This window comes from Clostridium sp. TJA085 (genome assembly GCF_058310235.1).
The window spans coordinates 1-23,661 of sequence record NZ_JBZEEZ010000002.1 but is presented as its reverse complement, the minus strand read 5'-3'; the positions used below and the strand labels follow the sequence as shown (position 1 = coordinate 23,661).

Genomic DNA, 23,661 nt, shown 5'->3' with positions numbered 1-23,661 from the left:
AATAATGTTATTAAATATACTTTTAACTTGAAATTTATAATTATTAAAATTAACTTTATAAAGTTAATATTTTAGTACTACATATTCTATTTATAGTTTTTAGATTAATCTCTCCATTATATAATGGAGAGATTATTTAGTTGTATTCAATAAAAATATGCAACATTTATTTAGATGGGTTTTAACAAATGAGGAGGGATTTTAATGAAGGATCTACTGAATAATTTGGATATGAGAAAAGTTTCAATTATATATGAATTATCTAAAAATCAAGGATTAGTACATCTTAAAGATTTAGCTAAATTGTTAAATTTAAATGAGAGAACCTTATTAAGTACAATAGATGAAATTAATTATGATGCAAAAATTTATAATATAGATTTAAATATAGAAAAATCACAGAAACTAAACTTAATTTTGGAGGTAAATGCAGATTTTTCAGTTGATTATTTTAAATATATTTACATAAAGAGATCTATTTTATATCGTTTAATAGATTCAATTTTTAGAAATAATTATGAGAATATAAGAAAAACAGCAAAGAATCTACATATAAGTTTATCATCCATATACAGACAATTACCTAATTTAAAAAAATTATTAAATAAATTTGATTTAGATTTTTGTGGACAAAATAAATTTCCTATTATGGGGAAGGAGTATCAAATAAGATATTTCTTTTTAAAATTTTATTGGTGTAGTAATAGAATATTTGAATGGCCTTTTGATGAGGAATTAAAAAAAGAAAGTAATGAAATTTATTGTAATTTATATGTAGGTAGATTTAATACTAATAATATATTTCTTAAGGAAAAAATGATATTGTGGATAGCAATTAATTTAATCAGAGATAAGGAAGGATATGTTCTAGATGATATAGGTAATATGAATAAGTTTTTTGATAATAATAAAAACTTTTTAGAATTTAAAGAGATAATGTTATCAGCTTATGAATTTAATTTTGATAGCAAAAATAAAAATTTAATTCATAATGAGATTGTTCTTTTTTATTCATTAATGGTATCAGAAGAAATGTACTCAGAAAAATTAGATTATTTGTCTAGCTTTTTTACAATAGGTGGAGAACAATCTATATGTGAAGAAGCTGCATATTTATTTATAAATAAATTAAATAAGTTTTTAAATCAATATATAACTAATAAAGAATATACTGAAATGTTTTGTAAAATATTTTGTGCTAATTTAGTTAGTTATTTTTTTTATGAAGACACTACATTTTTTTATAACTTAAGAGAAATTGATTTTTTAAAGGATAATTATAATGATCTTATAAATATATTTGATATTTTTATTAAAGAAGTATTTAAAAATAATAGTAAGTTTGAGAAATTCTTTAAAAATAAATATTTATATTATAAATATCTTTATATAATAATAAGCACATTAAATGTAAATTATTTTTATAATGAAATTAAAATTGCTCTTTTAATTTCATCACGAAATAAGCCAAGAAAATTACTTGAAAACAAGATAAGAGCATTGACAATATTACCTATAACTTTTGTGGATAAAATTTATGATGATGTTGATTTAGTTATATCAGATACTTTAATTTATATAGAAGAAAAAAAGTGTTTTATTATTAATAATACAGCTTACAATTGGGAATGGGAAAGATTAAAAAATAGCCTAGATAAAATGAGGCGATTAAAGATTAAAAATAAAGATTAAAAATTTAAATAAAATTATAATAAGGTTTTTATAATTATGCATAGTACTACACATAGCAAGGATAAAGTTTATTAATATAAAATTTACATTCTCATTTTTTGTTCTTTTAACTAAAAAAGTGGAAGAGTTAATATATTCTAATTTTTTTACTTGTATATATAATAAGATTATAGTTATATATTTATTTAATTTCTCGAAAGGAGGAGAAAGATTAATTTGTTTTTAATAAATTTTATTTATAAATATAAGATGAAGTGTGAATAAATATAAAATAATAACTAGATTATTTATAACGAATAAAATATTTACCTTTATTATTTTAAATATTTTTATTAAATAAATTTTGAAATTAAATAAACTCTCTTTTTATAACTATTTAATAATTAAATTAGAATAGGGGAGAATTGATATGAGTAGAAAAAATAAATTTAAATTATTTTTTTCTAAAATTAGTATTATGCTAATAACTTTAATTATTGGTACAAATTTTACAGGAGTAAAAGAAGCAAAAGCATCGGACAATAAACTTGGTGTAGAATTAAAAAGCATTACTGGTAATACAAAATTAACATCTAAAAAATCAGTAAAAAGACCTGATGGGTTAAAGGTGAATTATACAACCTATACAGATTATAAAGATAAATTTGAATATTTAACTATAAATGGTAAACCAGTTTTTTGTGTTGAACCTTGGATGCAAGCTAAAAAGGGATATAATTATACACAAGAGTATTTAGAAAATTTATTTGAAAATAATAAAGAATTAAAAAGAGATATTGAACTAATTACATATTACGGTTGGAATACAAGTAAACAAACAATGGAAGATTATACTACAACACAGTTATTAATATGGGAAGTTATGAGTAATTATGGTGTGTATAAATTAACTTGGGAATCAAAGCCAGGATTTTATGATTCTAATAAAAATATTATTATTAAAAAAGTTAATAAAAGCAAAAAAACTCCTTCATTTAATGGACAAGTAATAAATACAAAATTAGGAAAAGTAACAAAATTAATAGATGAAAATAATGTATTGTTTACTTATATGGAGGCAAGTGGATATAGTCCCAATAAGGATATAAATAAAGATGGATACATATTAAGATATGGTGTAGAAGGTGGAAAAGAATTTCTTACAATTAAGCCAACAGAAAATGCAGTAAACGGATTAAAATTATCATTTGAAAATATAATTAAAAAGCATCAAGGAACAAATATTGTTTATATAAATGAAACAAGTCAAAAGGTTTCACCAATAACAAAAGTTAGTGACTTTAATTCATTTAATTTAGTATTAAATGTAAAAAAAGAAGCATCATTGAAACTTTTAAAGGTAGATGAAAATAATAATCCAGTTAAAGGAGTAGTTTTTGAGGCATCTTATAATAAAGATTTTTCAGGAAGTGTATTTGAATTAGTAACTGAAAATGATGGATCGGTTTCTAAAACATTAAATGAAGTTGGAAGAATTATATATGTACGTGAAAAATCAGTACCTAATTATCTAGTAAAGTCAAATGAAATAAAATCTATAGAATTAAAATCAAACAAAGTAAATGAAATTAAATTTGTAAATAAATTTATAAAAGGAAAAGTAAAAATAGTAAAAACAGACTCTAAAAATGGTTCAAAATTATATGGAGCTAAATTTGAAATTAAGCAAAAAGAAAATGGATTACTTGTAGATTCCTTAGAAACAAATAAACAAGGAATTGCTGAAAGTAAGCTATTACCTTATGGTGAATATATTGTTAAAGAAGTAAAGGCTCCTGAAAATTATAAATTGAATTCAAAGGAATTTACAATTAAAATTAATGAAAATAATCAAATAGTAACAATGAATATTACAAATGAGAAACAAAAAGGAATATTAGAATTCAGTAAAACAGATATATCAAGTGGAAAACCGGTAGCGGGAGCAACAATTGAATTTTATAAAAAAGGAATGAATAAGCCATTTTTAATAGGAATTACAGATGAAAATGGTAAGATAAATAAAAATGGGGCAATAGGAGAAATAGAGCGTATAACAGAAAATGGAGGAATATCACTAGAAGAAGGGGAGTATTTCTTTAAAGAAACAAAAGCACCAAAGGGATATATATTAAATGATGAAAATCATGAGTTTATAATAAAAGTAGGAGAAGTTACAAAAGATAACTTAGCAAATGAGAAACAAAAAGGAATATTAGAATTCAGTAAAACAGATGTATCAAATGGAAAACCGGTAGCGGGAGCAACAATTGAATTTTATAAAAAAGGAATGAATAAGCCATTTTTAACAGGAATTACAGATGAAAATGGTAAAATAAATAAAAATGGGGCAACAGGAGAAGTAGCACGTATAACAGAAAATGGAGGAATATTACTAGAAGAAGGGGAGTATTTCTTCAAAGAAACAAAAGCACCAAAGGGATATGTATTGAATGATGAAAATCATGAGTTTGCAATAAAAGCAGGTGAAGTTACAAAAGATAATTTAACAAACGAGAAGAAAATTGAAAAACCAAGTTACAAAAATAATACTCCTAATAAGAAAAATAAAAGTACAAGTACAAAAGAATTGCCTAAGACTGGAAATGAATCTGGATTGTATTTTATGATGTTAGGATTTATAGGGGTAATATTAGGGATGATTCTTTTTAGAAAAAAAGTAATAAATAAATAAAAATAATTTAAATAAAAGAGTGATTTTTAAATCACTCTTTTTCTTTTAAAAAATTATAATGACATTTACTATATTGAATTTAAATAAAAAAGTAGTTTCTTAAATAATATAGCTAAATTAAAATAGATTAAACTTAAATTAATATTTATATTTTAGAAACAGAAAAAAATAATATAGTTTGATAAAATCAAATTATAAAAGGAGGTATTTTAAATGAAAGTAATTTTACATGTAAATGAAGAAGGAAAATTGGAAGTGGCATTAGGAAATATAAAAAATTTATTAAATTTAAATAAGAATATAACCATTGAATTATTAATTAATGGAAAGTCAGTAGTTAATTTAAAAGAAGATTATGCTAAAAAACATGGAATAATTAATGAACTAAATGATGTATTTAATAAAGGTGTTATAATAGCAGTATGTAATAATAGTATAAATAAATTTAATATAGATAAAAACGAACTTTTAAACTTTGTAAAAGTTGTACCTGCAGGAGTTATGGAGCTTATAGAAAAGCAAAATGAAGGATTTGCATATGTAAAACCTTAAAATATTTTACAAGATAATATTATTTATAAATAGAATTAATCTGTCTAGATAACGTTTTCTTAGAAGGGTTAATGGACTTTAGTTTAACTTAGGGGGAGAGAAATGGCTAAATATACTATAGGAATTGATTATGGAACATTATCAGGAAGAATACTTTTAGTTGATGTGAAAGATGGAAAAGAAATTGGTTGTAAAGAAGTGATTTATAAACATGGAGTTATGGATGAGTTTATGCCGGATGGAAAAACAAGATTACCAATTGATACAGCCCTTCAACATCCAAATGACTATTTAGAGGTTTTATATAAAATACCAAAACTTATAGAAGAATGTAAAGTAAATAAGAATGATATTATAGGAATTGGGGTTGATTTCACAGCTTGTACTATAATGCCAATAGATAAAAATAACGAACCTTTATGTTTAAAAGATGAATTTAAAAATAGAAGACATGCTTATGTTAAGTTATGGAAAGATCATTCATCACAGGATGAGGCTAATAAGTTAAATAAGATAGCAATTGATAGGGAAGAAACTTTTATTAAAAGGTATGGGGGGAAAATATCTTCTGAATGGCTTGTTCCAAAGGTTATGAAACTTATAAATGAAGATGAAGAAATTTATAATAATGCATATAGAATAATAGAAGCACTAGATTGGATTATACTAAAGCTTACAGGAAAAGAAAGTAGAAGTATATGTAGTGTTGGATTTAAAGGAATGTGGTCTAAGGAAAAGGGGTATGAATCAAAAGAATTTTTTAAATCATTAGATATTAAATTAGAAAATTTTACAGAAGAGAAACTTAGTAATAATATTAAATGCTTAGATCAGTGTGCAGGAACTTTAACTAAAGAAATGGCAGATAAGTTAAATTTAAAAGAAGGAATTAAGGTTGCAACTGGAATAGTAGATGCGCATGCAGCACTTCCAGCTTTAGGAATTGTTAAACCAGGAAAAATGCTTATGATTATGGGAACATCAACTTGTCATATAATGATGGATGATAAAGAAAGATTTATAAGTGGAGTAAGTGGAGTTGTTGAAGATGGAATAATACCGGGATATTATGCTTATGAAGCTGGACAAGCTTGTGTTGGAGATCATTTTGATTGGTTTGTAAAAAATGCTGTACCAAAAGAATATGAAGATGAAGCAAAAAATAAAAATATTAATATTCATCAGTTATTATGTGAAAAAGTAAAAGGACAAAAGCCAGGAGAAAGTGGTTTAATTGCTTTAGATTGGTTTAATGGAAATAGAAGTGTTCTTACAGATGCAGATTTAACAGGAGCGATTATAGGTTATACACTTCATACAAAGCCGGAAGAAATATATAGAGCATTGATTGAGGGAACAGCTTTTGGTACTAAAATAATTATAGATGCTTTTGAAAATGAAGGTGTTGATATTAAAGAGATATATGCAGCTGGAGGAATAGCACAAAAAAATGAGATGATGATGCAAATTTATTCTGATGTATTAAACAAAGAAATAAATATATCTGATTCTAATCAAGCTTCAGCATTAGGTTCTGCAATACTTGCAGCAGCTATTGTAGGCAAAGAAAATGGTGGATATGATAGCATAGAGGAAGCATCAAAGTATATGTCTAGAAAAAAAGAAAAAACATATAAGCCTATTAAAGAAAATGTGGCACTTTATAATAAGTTATTTAAAGAGTATAAAATATTACATGATTATTTTGGTAAAGGTGAAAATAATGTAATGAAGAGACTAAAAAAATTAAAAAATGAATTAATATAAAATAAAAAACTTATTGCTTTTTAGCAGTAAGTTTTTTATTTTATGGGAAAAATTTTAAATTTTATATTGAACATTTATTCTATATGTTATATATTATATATAACAAATAGAATAAAGTTAATAAAGGAGGTAAAAATGTTTTTAGTTTTAGAATTTGAAAGCGAAACTCCTATATATCTTCAGATAAGAAATAAAATAATTGAAGGAATAGCAAAAGGCCAAATAAAGGAAGGGGATAAACTTCCATCTGTAAGAGAGTTAGCTTCTGGAGTGGAAGTTAATCTTCATACAGTAAATAAGGCATATAACTTATTAAAAGACGAAGGTTTTGTATCTGTAGATAGAAGAAAAGGTGTAATAGTTAATATTAAAAAAGCAAAAGATGACATAGAATTTAAAGAAAAATATAATTTAAAGCTTAATGAAATAACACAAGAAGGCATTGCAAAAGGGTTGTCTAAGGAAGAGATATTAAATTTATTAGATGGTATTTTAAAAGAGTATTAGGGAGGGTTAAATATGTTTGATATTAGTTATGTAATTATTATGACTTTAGTAATTTTTATTGAATTTTATTCAATGACAATACTTCCTATAAAGGGTAAGAAGCAATTACTTTTAGGTTGTGTAGTAACAGAAGAAATGAAAAATAATAAGGATGTAAAAAAGTTAGTAAATAGATATAAATGGGTTAATATTATAATTTCAATTATAGCAGAGGGACTAATAATATTTAGTTATTTAAAATCAAGTATAGCTCTTAATGTAGTTTCAATATTTTTTACTATATTTGCATTAATGATATCCTTTGGATTTTATAATGAAAAAATGAAAGGACTAAAGAGAAATTTAGGAGGGTTAAAAGGGAAAAAACAAGTTGTTATTTATGAACTTGAAGAGGTTAAATATAATTTAAGAACATTAATTTTTTATATAGTTACTATGGGAACATTAATTTTATTTAATCTTTACTTAGCAATATCAAAATATGATTCAATGCCAAATATAATAGCAACAAACTTTGATTTTAGTGGAAATGTTATTGGTTATTCAGAAAAGAGCTTCTTTACTGTATTTTCAATAATATTATCAATGATATTTATTTTTGGAATATTTATATTTATAGATTTTTTAATCCAAAAACAAAAACTTAAAATAGATCCAAGAAATCCAGAGAAATCAAGAGAAGGTAATTTAAAGTATAGAAGAATTTTATCAAATATGATGATTTTTACTGGAGTTTTAACTATGGTTATATTAACAGTTGGAAATCTTCAAATACTTCAAATTATACCTATGAGCAGTTTTTTAGTTAGTTTTATATTAATTCTTGTAGTATTTATGTTTACTGTACTTTTTATATTTATGATTAAAGCTTACAAAGTAAGAAATAATTATAAAATAGAGAATAACAATGTAGTACAAAAAGACGATGATGATAATTGGAAGTTTGGAATTATATATTACAATAAAGATGATCCACGTGTTAATGTAGAAAAAAGATTTGGTATGGGGTACACAGTAAATGCTGCAACAAAAACAGGAATGGCAATGTATATTGGAATAATAGTTGTTTTAATTGTAGCATTAGTTATAACTTTTACTCAAACTTAAATTAATATAAAGAGGTAGTATAAGTGACTTTATTTGTACTATCTTTTTAATTTTACAGCTTTAAAATGTAAAAAAGTATTTACATCAATAAAATGGAAGTGTACAATAAATGTAAAGAAGTTTTTACATTAGAGGAGGAAGATATAATGTTAGGATTTAAAAAAATGGATGAAATGGAAATGCAAATATCTTTTAAGAGTATAAAGGTTGCATGGGCGTATACTGCTATTTTTTTATTTATATGGTCAGTTTATAATTATGTAATAAATGGTATATGGGGAGCAGAATTCTTTTTATTTATAACACAAAATCTTGTATTCTTAGGAGCAAGTACTATTTTAAAAATAAGGATGCAAAAATAAATGAGAAATAGAATAAAAGAATTAAGAAAAGAACTTGGATATAGACAAGAAGATTTAGCAATTAATATGAATGTAACTAGACAGACAATAAATGCAATAGAAAATAATAAGTATAATCCTACTTTAGAGTTAGCAATGAAGCTTGCTAAGTTTTTAGGGACAACAGTAGAAAATTTATTTTTTATTGATGACTAAATATAGTATTGAATAAATAAAAAGTAGAAGGTAAATACCATCTACTTTTTATCTGTTTTTTAAAACATTTTCTATAAACTCTTCATTAGTCATTGAAACTGGTTCATTTCTTCTAAGAAGTTCAATTTCATATTTATAAGGTGGAACAGATTTTTTGCTTTCTCCAGGAATGGTAACATAAGGAGTTTCAAGTATTTTTGGAATTTCTAAAAAGTCCTTATGCCATACAACATATCTTAAAGCATCAAAACCTATATTACCTATACCAATATTCTCGTGACGGTCCTTTTTAGCTCCAGGAATATTTTTACTATCATTTAAATGAAATACTGCAATTTGATTTTTTCCAATAAGTTTATCAAATTCATTAATAACTCCATCAAAGTTATTAATAATATCATAACCACTATCACTTGTATGACAAGTATCAAAACAAACTCTAAGTTTATCATTATGAGTTACACCATCATAAATTCTTGCAATTTCCTCAAAGTTTCTACCAATTTCAGTTCCTTTACCAGCCATAGTTTCAAGAGCTATATTACATTTTGTATCTTTAGTTAATACTTCATTAAGACCTTTTATTATTTGATTAATTCCAGCATCAACACCAGCACCAACATGAGCACCAGGATGAAGAACTAAAGTTTTACTTCCCATAGCTTCAGTTCTTTGCAGTTCTAATGCTAAAAATTCAGTTGCAAGTTCAAAAGTTTCTGGTTTTACAGTATTAGCTAAATTTATTATATAAGGTGCATGAATAACTATATCATCTATTCCGTGCTCCTTCATGTAAGCCCAACCTTCGTCTATTCTAAGTTCACTAATGTCTTTACGTCTAGTATTTTGAGGAGCTCCAGTATATACCATAAAAGTATTAGCTCCATAAGAAACAGCTTCTTTAGCTGATCCTAAAAACATTTCTTTTCCACTCATTCCTACGTGGCATCCTAATTTTATCATATGAATTTCTCCCTTTAATCCAAAATTAAATTTATAAATATATTTTACTATTTTTAATAGAAATATGACAGTATAAATTTTTAAGTGATATAAATTATTACTTAAAAATAATTAATAGTTATAAATTTTTAAAATATTATTAAATAATTATAGTAAAAAATATAATAAAAAATATAAATTAAATTAATCAAAACTAAGAAAAAATAATAATAAATAAAAAAGTTTACAAAATGTTAACAATTATTTTCAAAAAAATTCATTAAATTTTTATTTTTTAGGTCTATATGAATAAAAATAAGTAAAATCAATCTTTTAAAGTACTTGAGATAATAATATTATGTTTAGTAATACTAAATTTTAAAGTTAGTATTTATTACACAAAATTATTTTATTTACAAAAATATAATAAAAATACAAAAATGGAAAATAATAGTGTTGGTAAATGGTAAATTTGTACTATATAATTAATTGAAATTAATTCCGGGATTTAAAATAATAACAAATAAGATAGGGGATGATATTCAAAATGACTGAAAAAATTAAGCTTTATGGTTTTAATAATTTAACTAAAACTTTAAGTTTTAATATTTATGATGTTTGCTATGCAAAAACAGAAAAAGAGAAAGAAGATTATATAAAATATATAGATGAACAGTACAACTCAGAGAGATTAACAAAAATACTTTTTGATGTTACAGAAATAATAGGAGCACATGTACTTAATGTTTCAAGACAAGATTATGAACCACAAGGAGCTAGTGTAAACATATTAATAACAGAGGAAGCACTTCCAATAGCTAATGTGGATCCATCTTGTAATAAGGGCGAACTTTCATATGTAGATTTAAGAGATAGTATTGTAGGACATCTAGATAAAAGTCATCTAACTGTCCATACATACCCAGAATTTCATCCAAATAATGATATAAGTTCATTTAGGGTTGATATAGATGTATCAACTTGTGGAAAAATATCTCCATTAAATGCATTAAATTATTTGATTAATAGTTTTGATTCCGATGTAATAACAATGGATTATAGAGTTAGAGGCTTTACAAGAGATGTAAATGGACGTAAGCACTACTTAGACCATGAAATAAGAACAATACAAGATTTTATAGATAAAGATACATTAAAGAGATATGATGCTATAGATACTAACATATATCAATCTAATATATTTCATACAAAGATGATGGTTAGAGATATAAAACTTGATAATTATATGTTTAAAAAAGATCCTTACGAATTATCACCAGATGAGAGACGCGATATTAGAGATAGACTTACAAGAGAAATGATAGAAATATATGGTGGTATGAATATTTATTAGGAAAGGTGGGTTAATGGATTGAAAAATTTATCACAGTTTTGTGCACCTATATATGAGGCTTTAAAGTGGTATAAAAATCAAAGAATAGTTCCTTTTGATGTTCCAGGACATAAGCAAGGAAGGGGAAATGAAGAGCTAAAAGAGTTTCTTGGTGAAGATTGTTTAGCAGTAGATGTAAATTCTATGAAACCTTTAGATAACCTTATGCATCCTGTTTCTGTAATTAAAGAAGCTGAAGCACTTGCAGCAGAAGCTTTTAATGCAGATAATGCATTTTTTATGATAAACGGTACAACATCAGCTGTACAAGCAATGATAATGAGTGTTTGTAAAGATGGAGATAAAATTATAATGCCAAGAAATGTTCATAAATCTGCTATTAATTCATTAATTGTTTCTGGAATAAAACCTGTTTATATAAATCCAGGAATACATAATGATATAGGTATATCATTAGGAATGGCAATTGAGGATGTTGAAAAGGCAATATTAGAAAATAAAGATGCAAAAGCGATTTTTGTAAACAATCCAACTTATTATGGAATTTGTTCACCACTTAAAGAAATTGTTAAATTAGCTCATGAAAATAATATGTACGTTCTTGTAGATGAAGCTCATGGAACACATCTTTATTTTGGAGAAAATCTTCCAGTTTCAGCTATGGAAGCTGGAGCAGATATGGCTGCTATAAGTATACATAAAACAGGAGGGTCACTTACACAAAGTTCAATGCTTGTTATGAAGAGTGATAGAATAAGTCCTGATTATGTTAGAACAATTATAAATTTAACACAAACAACAAGTGCGTCATATCTTTTATTATCTTCATTAGATTTGGCAAGGAGAAATCTTGCTTTAAATGGTAAGAAAATATTTAAAGAGGTAGTAGAACTTTCGGAATATGCAAGAAATGAAATAAATAAAATTGGTGGATATTATGCTTTTTCAAGAGAAATAGTAAATGGCAATAGTATTTATGATTTTGATGTAACAAAGCTTACTATAAATACTTTAGGAATAGGTCTTGCAGGTATAGAAGTTTATGACATATTAAGAGATGAATATGGTATTCAAATAGAGCTTGGTGATATAGGAAATATTCTTGCAATAATATCAGTTGGTGATACAAAATACAATATAGAAAGATTAGTATCAGCTTTAAGTGAGATAAAAAGAAGATATGCAAAAAAAGAATTATTAGCATTTGACCATGAATATATAAACCCAATAATTAAGGTTACTCCAAAAGAAGCTTTTTATGCAGAAAAGGTAAGTAAGAAAATTACTGAGTGTGAAGGGGAAGTATCTGGTGAGTTTATTATGTGTTATCCACCTGGAATTCCAATTTTAGCACCAGGAGAACTTGTAACAAAAGAAGCAATAGACTGTATAGTTTACTCAAAGGAAAAGGGATGTTTAGTAACTGGAACTGAGGACATGAAAATAGAAAATATAAAAGTATTAAAATTATAGGGAGGTATTTTAAAGATGGAATTATGGTATACAGAAGAACATACAGATAAAGTTAGATTTTCAATAAAGGTTGAAGAACAATTATATAAAGGAGAAAGTGATTTTCAAAGAATAGATGTTTTTAAATCAGAAGAATTTGGAACATTTTTTACATTGGATGGTCTTATGATGGTTACAGAGAAAGATGAATTCATTTATCATGATATGATAGTTCATGTTCCAATGGCAACAAATCCTAATATAAAAAATGTATTAGTAATTGGTGCTGGAGATGGTGGCACTGTAAGAGAACTTACTAGGTATAAAACAATAGAAAAAATAGATATGGTTGAAATAGATAAGTTAGTTGTTGATGTATGTAAAAAATATTTACATCAAACAGCTAGTAAATTAGATGATGAAAGAGTAAATATATATTATGAAGATGGACTAAAGTTTGTAAGAGGTGTTCAAGATAAGTATGATCTTATAATTGTTGATTCAACAGATCCATTTGGACCAGGAGAAGGATTATTTACAAGAGAGTTTTATGGAAATTGTTTCAATGCACTTAAAGAGGATGGGATACTTGTAAATCAACATGAAAGCCCATATTATAAGGCTTATGAAAATAATATGAAAAGAGCTCATAAGAGAATAAAAGAATGTTTCCCAATTTGCAAAGTTTATCAAGCGCATATACCAACATATCCATCAGGGCATTGGTTATTTGGATTTGCATCAAAAAAATACGATCCTGTAAATAATGAATCAATAGATAAATGGAATGAGCTTAATATAAAAACTAAATATTACAACACAGAACTTCATAGAGGATCATTTGCTCTTCCAAACTATGTAAAGGAAGCTTTAGAAAATGCAAATGAATAAAAATATTTCAACATTTATAGGGTGTGAATCAGAATATGATGAAGCAAAAGTTGTAGTTTTTGGAGCTCCTTTTGATTCAACAACATCATTTAGACCAGGTACAAGATTTGCAAGTCAAACTATGAGAATAGATTCTTGGGGACTTGAAAGTTATAGCCCTTATCAAGATATTGACCTTTATGATATGAAAGTATTTGATGGTGGAGATTTAGAATTACCTTTTGGAAACAGTGAAATGGCACTTAAAGAAATAGAAAAATTTTCAGCTAAAGTAGTATTAGATGATAAAATACCTGCTATGATAGGTGGAGAACATTTAGTAACATTAGGAAACTTTAGAGCTGTTTTTAAAAAGTATCCAAATGTTCATGTTATACATTTTGATGCTCATGCAGATTTAAGAGAAGAGTATTTAGGGGAAAAGTTATCTCATGCAACAGTACTTCATAGAGTTTGGGATTTAGTTGGGGATGATAAAATATTTCAATTTGGAATACGTTCAGGATCAAAAGAAGAATTTAATTGGGGAAAACAACATGTATATACAAATAAATTTAATTTAGATAATTTAGAATTTGCTATAGATAAAGTTAAGAATTTTCCAGTATATATAACTATAGATTTAGATGTTTTAGATCCATCAGTATTTCCAGGAACAGGTACTCCAGAACCTGGTGGAGTTGAATTTAAAGAGTTATTAAATTCAATATTAAAGCTTAAAGGATTAAATATTGTAGGATTTGATATAAATGAATTATCTCCACAATATGATAGTACAGGTGTATCTACAGCTGTGGCTTGTAAAATTTTAAGAGAGATGATTCTTATAACAAATAATAAATAGAAGGTTTATATAAATAAAAAACTCTAATTAGTTTATACTGGTTAGAGTTTTTTTCTTTTTATATGTTATATATAAATTTATGATAAAAATATTATTATATGTCCATAATGAAATAGTATAGTTAAATTTAGCATATATATGAATCAAAATATAGTTTATAAAATAATTAATAATATTGAAATTAAAAATAGAGGTGTAGGTTTTATATGTTCAATTCATTAAAAAGGAAAGTAGTAGATTATAATGGATCAAGATATGAATTAGAATTAAGTCCACTTACTAATACTATTAGATTTTCAATTGATTATAAAGGTGCGGTAGATGCTTTTGTACTTGGAGACTTTAATGATTGGAAGAAAAAAGACGATTTTAAACTTAAATGGAATTTAGATACTTCAGATGGAAATGTGAAAATGATTAGAGATATTACTTTCTCAGAAGGATTAAGGAATGGCGAATATAAGTATGGATACTTAATAATAGATTCTGAAGGAAATGAAGTTTATATAAATAACTGGAATCAAAATATAGAGGAATTTTCATTTAACTGGAAAGGGTTTAATGAAGTTATAGAAATTAAATCTTCAGCAAACTTTGTTTCAGAATATTATCCAACAGAACTTGTTTTAGTTAAAAAATCATTATATGGAAATATACCTATTGAAGATTCAATTTTTTATTTAGAAAGTAAAGTTGAAGGAGTACATATAGAAGAAAATATTTTGAAGGTCTCAGAAGAAGTAAAAGAAGGAACAGAAATTATAATAGTAGCCATAGATGAAGAAACAAAAAGATGGGCTAAAAAAACTATAATAGTTAGAAAATATAAAGAAAAAGGATCATTTTTTCAATTTATAAAAGGAAATGGATTGTATTTTGGTGACAATTTTAGTTGGAATATATGGAGTTTTGATGATAATAAACATGGTGAAGAAGTTTCTCTTAATTTTAAGACTGACCTTGGTATAGGGGAGTTTTTAAGGAAAGATAAGTTTATATTGAGAAAAAGAATATGGGGTAATGGGTGGGTAAATGATTGGAGTGAACAGACTAATACATTTAATTTAAATAAAGATGAAAAAAATATTTATTTAATATATGAAAATAATAAAATTACTACATCATTAAAAGAAGCAATAAAGCTTACTGCTCCTAAAATAGAAAAAGCTATAATGGACAATAAAAATAAAATAAGAGTATTTTTATCACATGAGCCTATTATAGGAATAAAATATTTCTTATATATAAATGGAATAAAAGTAGATAATATATCAACAATAGTTAAGGAAAAACAAAGAGAAGTTTTAATTATAAATTTTCCAGACAATATAGAACCATCAAGTCTTTTGGAAATAAGAGCATCAAGTATGTTTTCGTCATGCAAAGTTATGATAAGAGATTACTTAGAAAACTTTTATTATGGTGGTAATGACTTGGGGGTAACTTTTAAAGAAAATACAATAAGGTTAAAGCTTTGGGCACCAACAGCTAAAAAAGTTGAGGTTTTAATTTATAAAAATAATGAAGATTTAAATGAGGATTTTTTAGAATCATATGAAATGATGAAAAATAAAGAAAATGGCACATTTAAATGTGAAATATTTAGAAATACAAATGAAGAAAAATATTATTTATATAGATTATACTTTAATGAAATTGATGAAAAAAATAAAGTTTATACTAAAATAACATATGCAGTTGACCCTTATGTTGAAGCCGTAGGTTTAAACGGTAAAAAGGGAGCTTTAATTAGTTTAACTAATGAAAGAGCTGTTCCTTATAAATGGAATTCTTATATTAAACCTAAAATCAAAAGTATAGAAGATTCAATAATATATGAAATGCATATAAGAGATTTTACAATAAGTGAAACATCAGGAGTTTCTAAGGAGTTAAGAGGAAAGTTTTTAGGGGCAGCTCAAGAAGGAACAGTATTTACAAATAAATATACAGGTAAAACTGTAAAAACAGGATTAGATCATTTAAAAGAGTTAGGAGTAACGCATATACACTTACTTCCAGTATTTGATTTTAAAACAGTAGATGAAAGTATGGAAAGTGAAGAAAATAGAAATTGGGGATATGACCCACAAAATTTTAATGCAATAGAAGGAAGTTACTCAACAAATCCAAGGGATCCTTATGTAAGAATAAAAGAATTTAGAGAGATGATTAAGACATTTCATGAAAATGGATTAATGATAGTAATGGATGTTGTATACAATCATATGTATGACACAAAAAATATGGACAATATAGTTCCAGGGTATTATTTTAGAAGTGATATTTATGGAAATTATACTAATGGGTCTGGATGTGGAAATGAAATAGCAACAGAAAGACCAATGATTAGAAAGTTTATAATAGATTCTATTTTACATTTAATAAGAGATTTTCACATTGATGGATTAAGGTTTGACCTTATGGAACTTATAGATTTAGAAACTATGAAAGAAATAGTTATGAAAGTTAAAGAAATTAATGAAAATATATTAATTTATGGGGAGCCATGGAAAGGTGGTAATTCAGAAGTTAGAAATGGAACTTATAAAGGAAGTCAAAAGGGGCTTGGTTTTTCAATTTTTAATGATGATTTTAGAGATGCCCTTAGAGGGGATAATTCACCATCAAGAGGTTTTATAAATGGAGATCAGCATAATAAAGAAAAGGCTTGGAAGGTAATTGAGGGTTTAAAAGGTTCAATTAATACAATAACTTATAATCCAATAGAAAGTATAAATTATTTAGCTTCACATGATAACTATACAATATGGGACCAAATAGTTAAGACTGATAATTATAGTGTACAAAACAAGCATTATAGAGATTCTATTAAAGAACTTTCTGGAAGTGAAATATTAAAAAATTATTATGTGAAAGAAAATATTTTAGGTGCAAGTTTAATATTTACAGCACAAGGAATACCATTTATTCAAAGTGGAGCTGAATTTTTAAGAACTAAAGAGGGTGATTATAATAGCTATAAAAGCTCTGATAAAATAAATGCAATAAATTGGGCAGAAAAAGAAAAGTTTATAGAAGTATTTAATTATTATAAAGGACTTATAAAGTTAAGAAGAAACTTTAATATATTTAAAATGAAAACTCAAGATGAAATTAGAGAAAATTTAAATATATATTTCCAAGATAATAATGATACAACAGGAGTAATAATAGCTCATTTTAAAGCTAATAATAGTAAGTATAAGGATTTTGTTATTATATATAATAGTTCATCAATTGATAATTATGATGTTAATAGATCTATTCCTATAATTGATAATAGGGATTGGTATATAATAGCAGATGAGAAAATAGTGTCAACAGAGCCAATAGGGGTAGCTAAAAATGGTTATATACCAGGACTTAAAGCTCATTCTATGATGATAATTTGTAAATAAATAATACTAAAATACTATATAATTTTTAAAAACTAAAATGTAAACAAAATTTTAATATTTTTATATATTAAGACACAGAATATATAAAATGATAAAATAAAATTAAAGAAAATTAATATAAGATTTACAAAAAGTAGAAATGTTAATAGCTAATTATTACTATAATGATACAAATTTTATAAAAGTATTTTGGAGGAATTACAAATGAAAAAAAGTAAGTATGTAGTGATAGGAGTGGTTATGGTATTAGCAACTATAGCTATAGTATCAGCATGTGCTTCAAGAAAAGAAATTGATGTTGAGAATGAGGCTGGAATAATAAAAGAGGATTATAGTAAACGCAATAAAGTAAGGCAAGATGTTATAGACGAAATTAACAAAGAAAAAAGTTCTTCATCTATAAATAAATTAGTAATTTAATTAATTTCTAAGCTATATTAAATGTAAGGAGATATAAAATTAGACAATTCTAATATTATATCTCCTTATTTAAAATTTGTTTAAAAAATATAGAAATTATATATAAATGAATAAAAATTTCTATTTGTAAATAATCATATTATTTATTATTAAACTTAATTCAAAAATATATAATTATAAAATTTAATTGCTATAATTAAACCGTAAGTACAATCAATTATAAAGATTAATTAAAGAAAATCATTTTTGATTTTTTAGGAGGTTTTAAAATGAGCAAAAAAGTAGAAGAATTAAGAGAAAAAATAATAAAAAAAGCAGAAGAAGATCTTAAAGTAGCAGAAGAAAATACAAAAGAATATAAAGAAGACCAAAAAGAAGCTAATAAATTAGGAAAAGCTATAACAGAAGAGCTTGATAAAGAAGAAAAAGAAGAAGAAGCTTTACAAAAAGAATTTGCTAAAGAATTAAAAAGTGATATGGAAAGTAAATAATAAAAAGAAATATTTTGAATAATGCTTTTATTTGAATTAAAAATAATGAATGTATTATAGAAAGTATACAACAATTAAAATTTTTAATTTTATAGTTTTTCTATAAATAAAAGTAGAGTTAATAAAATAACTCTACTTTTGTTTATTTTATTATGAATTTTTTATAATAATAATCATTAATAAAATAAGTAAAATTAATAAAATAAAAGTTGAATGTACAGGAATGTCAATAAGTTGGATTTTTTCAATTAATAAGGTTGTAATTATAAAAATCATACTAAGAAGTGAAAAGAATTTTACGGTTGATTTAGAATTAAGCATCATAAAATATCAACTCCTTTCAAATTAGAGCTATTTTATAATTTAATTATACTATAAATTTTTTAATTTAAGTAATTAAAACTTGTATAAAAGACAAAATTTTATTAAAGTTAATAAATACTCATTTAAGAAGGTAAATATATGTAAAAAAATATGGTTTTATGATAAAATTATCATGTAATTTAAAATTTAATAAAAAAATAAAATGTTACATTTATACGTCACCATTAAATTGTATTATATTATTATAATAATAATTCCTGATTACAATATTAAATAAGTTTTCTCAAATTATTTTATATAAGGTAAATTAATCTTTTAACTACAATTGAACGGCAATAAAAGGAATTATATTGATTATGAGATTTTACTAGGGGGTGAAATCTCATTTTTTTTGAATTATGAGATGGGTAATTTAGTAGTATAGCAGGTGAGGGATTATAGGAAAGATAAATAATGCTTTAAATATGTTAGTACTCCTTAAGACTAGAAAGAAAATGTCAAGAAGAGAACTTGCAAATAAGCTAGAAGTTGATGTTAGGCAAATTAGTAGATATAAAGAAGCTCTTTGTATGGCAGGAATTAATATAAAGGAAGAGCGAGGAAGGTATGGAGGTTATAGTATAGATAAGGAGTCAAGTTTAATAGCTGTTGGATTAAGTGAAGATGAAGCAATAGCACTTAAACTTGGTATTAATTATTTAGAAAGAGGAACTTTTCCTTTAAAAGAAGATTTTAATTCAGGAATATTAAAGATATTAGCGGATTATGGTAAAGATAATGATAAATTTTGCAATAATTGTGCAGTAGCCCAACATAAGAGAATAAATAGATATAATATAAATTTAAAAGATAAATGGAAAATAGTTAATAATTCAATATCTAATAAGAAAAAGATTAAAATAAGATATTCTAATATGAATGATGAAGAAATGATTAGAGTAATACATCCTTATGGAATCTATATATACGAAGGAGCAAGTTATATAGTAGCTTTTTGTGAATATAGAAATGAAGTTAGAAATTTTAAATTAGTAAGAATACTAAATCTTGAGGAGTTAGATGAAGATTTTAAAGATGATGACTTTGATGTTAAATCATATTTAAAAAGAAGGATTGGTATATATAGTGATACTAATAAATATGATATTAAGTTAAAAATACATTATCCTTACGCAAAGTGTTTTAAGGAACATATATGGGTAGAAAAAGATCAGTTTGAGGATTATAAAGAAGAAGGATATATTATATATAATGGACTTATAGAAGGAAAACCAGATATAGTTAAATGGATATTAGAAATGGGTTCTTCCTGTGAAGTTTTAGAACCGAAGGAAATAAAAGATGCTGTAATGGAAGAATGCAAAAAAATAATCAAATTATATAATTAAATAATATAGAATAATTATGATGTAACATTTTAAAAATAGTTAAAAATAAACTTAAGAATTTTCTTGAGTTTATTTTTTATTTTATAAACTTTATAGTAATTTAAAAATAATATATAATAAGATAATTTAGTAATAATATATATTTTTTTATAAATATAATTTTTATTAAGTAATTTATTTATTAATTTTAAGTAAGGGGTTGATAAAATGAGTTGTCTTGGAAATATTATATGGATAATATTTGGAGGTTTTTTTAATTCAATAGGGTGGTTATTTATAGGGGCATTATGGTGCCTAACAATAATTGGAATTCCAGTTGGTTTACAATGTTTTAAAATGGCAAAGTTACAATTAGCACCTTTTGGAAGAGATGTAGTTACAGTAAATGATAGTGGAGTTAGCCTTGTAATGAATATACTATGGATAATATTTGGTGGATTAGCAATGTGTTTAGCAAATATATTAAGTGCAATACTTTTATGTATAACAATAATAGGTATACCATTTGCAGCACAAAGCTTAAAAATTGCTAAGCTTTCACTTATGCCTTTTGGGAAAGAGGTTAGATAATGTATGAAATGTAAATTAAATAGTAGAATTTAGAGGGGATTTTAGTTATAATTAACATTAAGGAATTATTTAACGTATTTTATTCAAAAATGTAAAATAATATACCTTAATTTAAAATTAAATTAACAAAGGATTAAGAAAAAGTTATTTACAACTAATAATTATTATTATATAATAAGTTCATAGTAAGAAATTAAATTTTCTTAATCCAAATATGTAGATTATAATTTATTGAAATAAATACATTAAGTTATAATGTATATAAAAGTGGGTTTGAATATGAGGAGGAGTTAATTATGAAAAAATTTGTATGTACAATCTGTGGATATGTTTATGAAGGAGAAACTGCACCAGAAAAATGTCCAGTATGTGGAGCAGGTGCTGATAAATTCAAAGTTCAAGAAGGAGATATGGCTTGGGCTGATGAACATAGAATCGGAGTAGCTAAGGGAGTAGACGAAAGAATCGTAGAAGGATTAAGAGCAAACTTTACTGGAGAATGTACAGAAGTAGGAATGTACTTAGCAATGTCAAGACAAGCTGACAGAGAAGGATACCCAGAAGTTGCAGAAATATATAAGAGAGCTGCATTTGAAGAAGCAGAACACGCTGCAAAATTCGCTGAGCTTTTAGGTGAAGTATTAGAAGCAGATACAAAGAAAAACTTACAAGCAAGAGTAGATGCAGAATTTGGAGCATGTCAAGGAAAGAAAGAATTAGCAACTTTAGCTAAACAATTAAACTTAGATGCAATCCATGACACAGTACACGAAATGTGTAAAGATGAAGCAAGACATGGTCAAGCATTCAAGGGTGTATTAGATAGATATTTTGGTTAATATAAATTTATACTAAAAAATAGCAGATGCTAAATATTTTAGTGTCTGCTATTTTTATTTATAAAATTATATTTATTTTTTGAATATTTTAAAAATTTAAAATATTAATTATTTTTTGTAAAAAACTTGTTTATTATATTTAATTATGATATAATATTTAAAGTAGAAATACAAAATTTAAGTTATTAAAGATGTTTAATTAGGTTATAATTTTCTCCTTTTTAGAGAATTTATAATTAAGTAGGGTCTTTAACTAGGAGGAATTTAGAATGGATAAAACAATAGTATGTAAAGATTGCGGTAAAGAATTCATCTTCACTGAAGGAGAACAAGCATTTTACAAAGAAAAAGGATTCGATAACGATCCAGTAAGATGTAAAGAATGCAGAATCGCTAAGAAAAACCAAAGAAATAACAACAGATAGTTTTAATCTGTTTAAGAAATCCTAAAGGTTTTAACCTTTAGGATTTTATTTTTTATTTATAAGTGTAGCAATTAATTGCTACACTTATTTAATTAGAAAGTTTAAAATAATTTTCAGAAATTTTTCCATCTAAAGTAGGAGATAAACTATTTATAAATTTTAAAATAGATTTTCCACTTTCTCCTTTAGCTAAAGTAGGAACATAATCATTTCTGCTTGAAATAGATGATATTGTAGCAGGTAAAACTTTAAATTCAATATCACTTAAGCTATTATCACTAAAATTAAATTTTCCTTGTAATATAAATGTTTTCTTATCTTGAGGATTAGAATTTCCTCCAAACGCAAAGTTTGCAAGTGAATAAGCAATAAGCTTACCCTTATAATTTTCAAGTCCTTGTATTACGTGAGGATGAGAACCTAGAACCATAGTAGCTCCATTATCTATTGAAAAATGAGCTAAATCAACTTGATAATTAGTAGGTTTATTTTCTCTCTCTATTCCCCAATGAAAATATGGAATTATAATTTGAGTTCCTAAAGCTTTTAAATCATCAATATCCTTTTTAATTTTTGCTTTAGTATTTTCACTATTATCCCATGATTGATATCCTAAAAATCCAAATTTAATTCCCTTTATAGTCTTTTTTATTATGTGCCCCTCACCAGTTATATCAATTTTTTTTTCTTTTAAAGCATTAATAGTATCATTAAAGCCTTTTTGTCCGTAATCGTATATGTGATTATTTGCAACTGTAACTCCTTCAATAGAACCTTCTATTAATATATTGCTGTATTCCTTAGGACCTTTAAAATGAAATTGAACAGATGCTCCTTTATCAACTTTCTCAGTAGAATTAGTAAATGTAGTTTCTAAGTTAACAAGAGTATAATCATCTTTACTAAATATAGGTTTAACATTTTTAAATATGTAAGAATAATCATTGCCATTTGCTTTTACAGTTGTTGGTAAACTTGTTGATTGATCAAAGGTTGTATCTGTTCCTAAAGTACAATCACCGGCAAAAGATATTAAAACATCTTTTTTTTCAGGTTCTTTAGCAATAGATTCATTATTTTTAGATTTATCATTAGAAATAGTTGTTACATCTTTATTATCAGTGCTTTTATTAATAATTTTATTTGATATATAAGATATAGATATTATAAGTAAAATTAATATGATAGAGAATATTATTCTGTTTCTAATTATACGATTCCTTCTAAGTTTTCTTTTTTTATTTTTTAGATAAGCTTTATTATAAGTTTTCCTTTTCATAAATACCTCCTATTAAATACCATATATAAATATAATATTATAAAATATGTAAAAAAGTAAGGTTTTTGTAAAAAAAGTGAGAGAAAATAAAATTTTATAGAAAAATTTTAAAAAAGATGTTTACAACGGATAATTATTATTATATAATAATAAATGTAATCAGGAAAAACAAAAACGAATTAAGA

The 23,661-nt window shown here is 24.8% G+C and carries 21 protein-coding genes; 19 read left to right on the top strand and 2 right to left on the bottom strand.

Going from position 1 to position 23,661, the window contains the following annotated elements; translation table 11 throughout:
- Positions 1-204 precede the first annotated feature (204 nt).
- From AC4FQW_RS07365 to AC4FQW_RS07330, 8 genes are all read left to right on the top strand, one after another.
- The gene (locus AC4FQW_RS07365) at positions 205-1,692 is read left to right on the top strand and encodes an AcpB/EbpR/MafR family transcriptional regulator (RefSeq protein ID WP_491148199.1); all 1,488 of its coding nucleotides are present in this window, start codon (positions 205-207) and stop codon (positions 1,690-1,692) included.
- Between the two features lie 409 nt (positions 1,693-2,101).
- Positions 2,102-4,366: a SpaA isopeptide-forming pilin-related protein gene (locus AC4FQW_RS07360; RefSeq protein WP_491148197.1), complete on the top strand. Its 2,265-nt coding sequence runs from the start codon at positions 2,102-2,104 to the stop codon at positions 4,364-4,366.
- 213 nt (positions 4,367-4,579) lie between these two features.
- Positions 4,580-4,918, top strand: a complete 339-nt coding sequence (locus AC4FQW_RS07355) for a DsrE family protein (protein ID WP_491148195.1) — start codon at positions 4,580-4,582, stop codon at positions 4,916-4,918.
- 102 nt (positions 4,919-5,020) lie between these two features.
- Complete coding sequence (locus tag AC4FQW_RS07350) at positions 5,021-6,685, top strand: ribulokinase (protein ID WP_491148194.1); 1,665 nt, start codon at positions 5,021-5,023, stop codon at positions 6,683-6,685.
- 135 nt (positions 6,686-6,820) lie between these two features.
- Complete coding sequence (locus AC4FQW_RS07345) at positions 6,821-7,192, top strand: GntR family transcriptional regulator (protein ID WP_303129990.1); 372 nt, start codon at positions 6,821-6,823, stop codon at positions 7,190-7,192.
- 12 nt (positions 7,193-7,204) lie between these two features.
- Complete coding sequence (locus AC4FQW_RS07340; RefSeq protein ID WP_491148192.1) at positions 7,205-8,299, top strand: DUF1648 domain-containing protein; 1,095 nt, start codon at positions 7,205-7,207, stop codon at positions 8,297-8,299.
- A gap of 146 nt (positions 8,300-8,445) precedes the next feature.
- Positions 8,446-8,661 carry a hypothetical protein gene (locus AC4FQW_RS07335; protein WP_303129986.1) on the top strand — a complete coding sequence of 72 codons (216 nt, stop codon included), beginning with the start codon at positions 8,446-8,448 and terminating at the stop codon, positions 8,659-8,661.
- On the top strand, positions 8,662-8,856 hold the full coding sequence (locus AC4FQW_RS07330; RefSeq protein WP_303129985.1) for a helix-turn-helix transcriptional regulator: 195 nt from the start codon (positions 8,662-8,664) through the stop codon (positions 8,854-8,856).
- Positions 8,857-8,904: 48 nt separating this feature from the next.
- Here the strand turns inward: AC4FQW_RS07330 and AC4FQW_RS07325 are convergent, their stop codons facing one another.
- Positions 8,905-9,819 (bottom strand): deoxyribonuclease IV, encoded by a 915-nt coding sequence (locus AC4FQW_RS07325; RefSeq protein ID WP_491148191.1) that lies wholly within the window; start codon positions 9,817-9,819, stop codon positions 8,905-8,907.
- A gap of 526 nt (positions 9,820-10,345) precedes the next feature.
- On the opposite strand from AC4FQW_RS07325, the gene speD reads away from it, so the two are divergent.
- From speD to AC4FQW_RS07270, 11 genes are all read left to right on the top strand, one after another.
- Positions 10,346-11,152 carry an adenosylmethionine decarboxylase gene (gene speD, locus AC4FQW_RS07320; protein WP_303129983.1) on the top strand — a complete coding sequence of 269 codons (807 nt, stop codon included), beginning with the start codon at positions 10,346-10,348 and terminating at the stop codon, positions 11,150-11,152.
- A gap of 18 nt (positions 11,153-11,170) precedes the next feature.
- A complete protein-coding gene (locus AC4FQW_RS07315) occupies positions 11,171-12,625 on the top strand; it encodes an aminotransferase class I/II-fold pyridoxal phosphate-dependent enzyme (RefSeq protein ID WP_303129980.1) in 1,455 nt (484 codons plus the stop codon).
- A 15-nt stretch (positions 12,626-12,640) separates the two neighbouring features.
- Positions 12,641-13,495 (top strand): polyamine aminopropyltransferase, encoded by an 855-nt coding sequence (speE, locus tag AC4FQW_RS07310; protein WP_491148188.1) that lies wholly within the window; start codon positions 12,641-12,643, stop codon positions 13,493-13,495.
- A complete protein-coding gene (speB, locus tag AC4FQW_RS07305) occupies positions 13,482-14,339 on the top strand; it encodes an agmatinase (protein ID WP_303129976.1) in 858 nt (285 codons plus the stop codon). The genes speE and speB overlap by 14 nt, the downstream gene beginning before the upstream one ends.
- 206 nt (positions 14,340-14,545) lie before the next feature.
- A complete protein-coding gene (gene pulA / locus AC4FQW_RS07300) occupies positions 14,546-17,740 on the top strand; it encodes a type I pullulanase (RefSeq protein WP_491148186.1) in 3,195 nt (1,064 codons plus the stop codon).
- A 204-nt stretch (positions 17,741-17,944) separates the two neighbouring features.
- Positions 17,945-18,160, top strand: coding sequence for a hypothetical protein (locus tag AC4FQW_RS07295; protein WP_303129972.1), 216 nt, complete (start codon positions 17,945-17,947; stop codon positions 18,158-18,160).
- A 269-nt stretch (positions 18,161-18,429) separates the two neighbouring features.
- The gene (locus tag AC4FQW_RS07290; protein WP_303129971.1) at positions 18,430-18,651 is read left to right on the top strand and encodes a hypothetical protein; all 222 of its coding nucleotides are present in this window, start codon (positions 18,430-18,432) and stop codon (positions 18,649-18,651) included.
- A gap of 788 nt (positions 18,652-19,439) precedes the next feature.
- On the top strand, positions 19,440-20,363 hold the full coding sequence (locus AC4FQW_RS07285) for a helix-turn-helix transcriptional regulator (RefSeq protein WP_491148183.1): 924 nt from the start codon (positions 19,440-19,442) through the stop codon (positions 20,361-20,363).
- A gap of 207 nt (positions 20,364-20,570) precedes the next feature.
- A complete protein-coding gene (locus AC4FQW_RS07280) occupies positions 20,571-20,933 on the top strand; it encodes a YccF domain-containing protein (RefSeq protein WP_491148182.1) in 363 nt (120 codons plus the stop codon).
- 296 nt (positions 20,934-21,229) lie between these two features.
- Positions 21,230-21,772: an NADH peroxidase gene (locus tag AC4FQW_RS07275; protein ID WP_491148181.1), complete on the top strand. Its 543-nt coding sequence runs from the start codon at positions 21,230-21,232 to the stop codon at positions 21,770-21,772.
- 269 nt (positions 21,773-22,041) lie between these two features.
- Positions 22,042-22,197 (top strand): zinc-ribbon domain-containing protein, encoded by a 156-nt coding sequence (locus AC4FQW_RS07270; protein WP_303129965.1) that lies wholly within the window; start codon positions 22,042-22,044, stop codon positions 22,195-22,197.
- An 88-nt stretch (positions 22,198-22,285) separates the two neighbouring features.
- Here the strand turns inward: AC4FQW_RS07270 and AC4FQW_RS07265 are convergent, their stop codons facing one another.
- On the bottom strand, positions 22,286-23,476 hold the full coding sequence (locus AC4FQW_RS07265; RefSeq protein WP_491148179.1) for a CapA family protein: 1,191 nt from the start codon (positions 23,474-23,476) through the stop codon (positions 22,286-22,288).
- Positions 23,477-23,661: the final 185 nt, after the last annotated feature.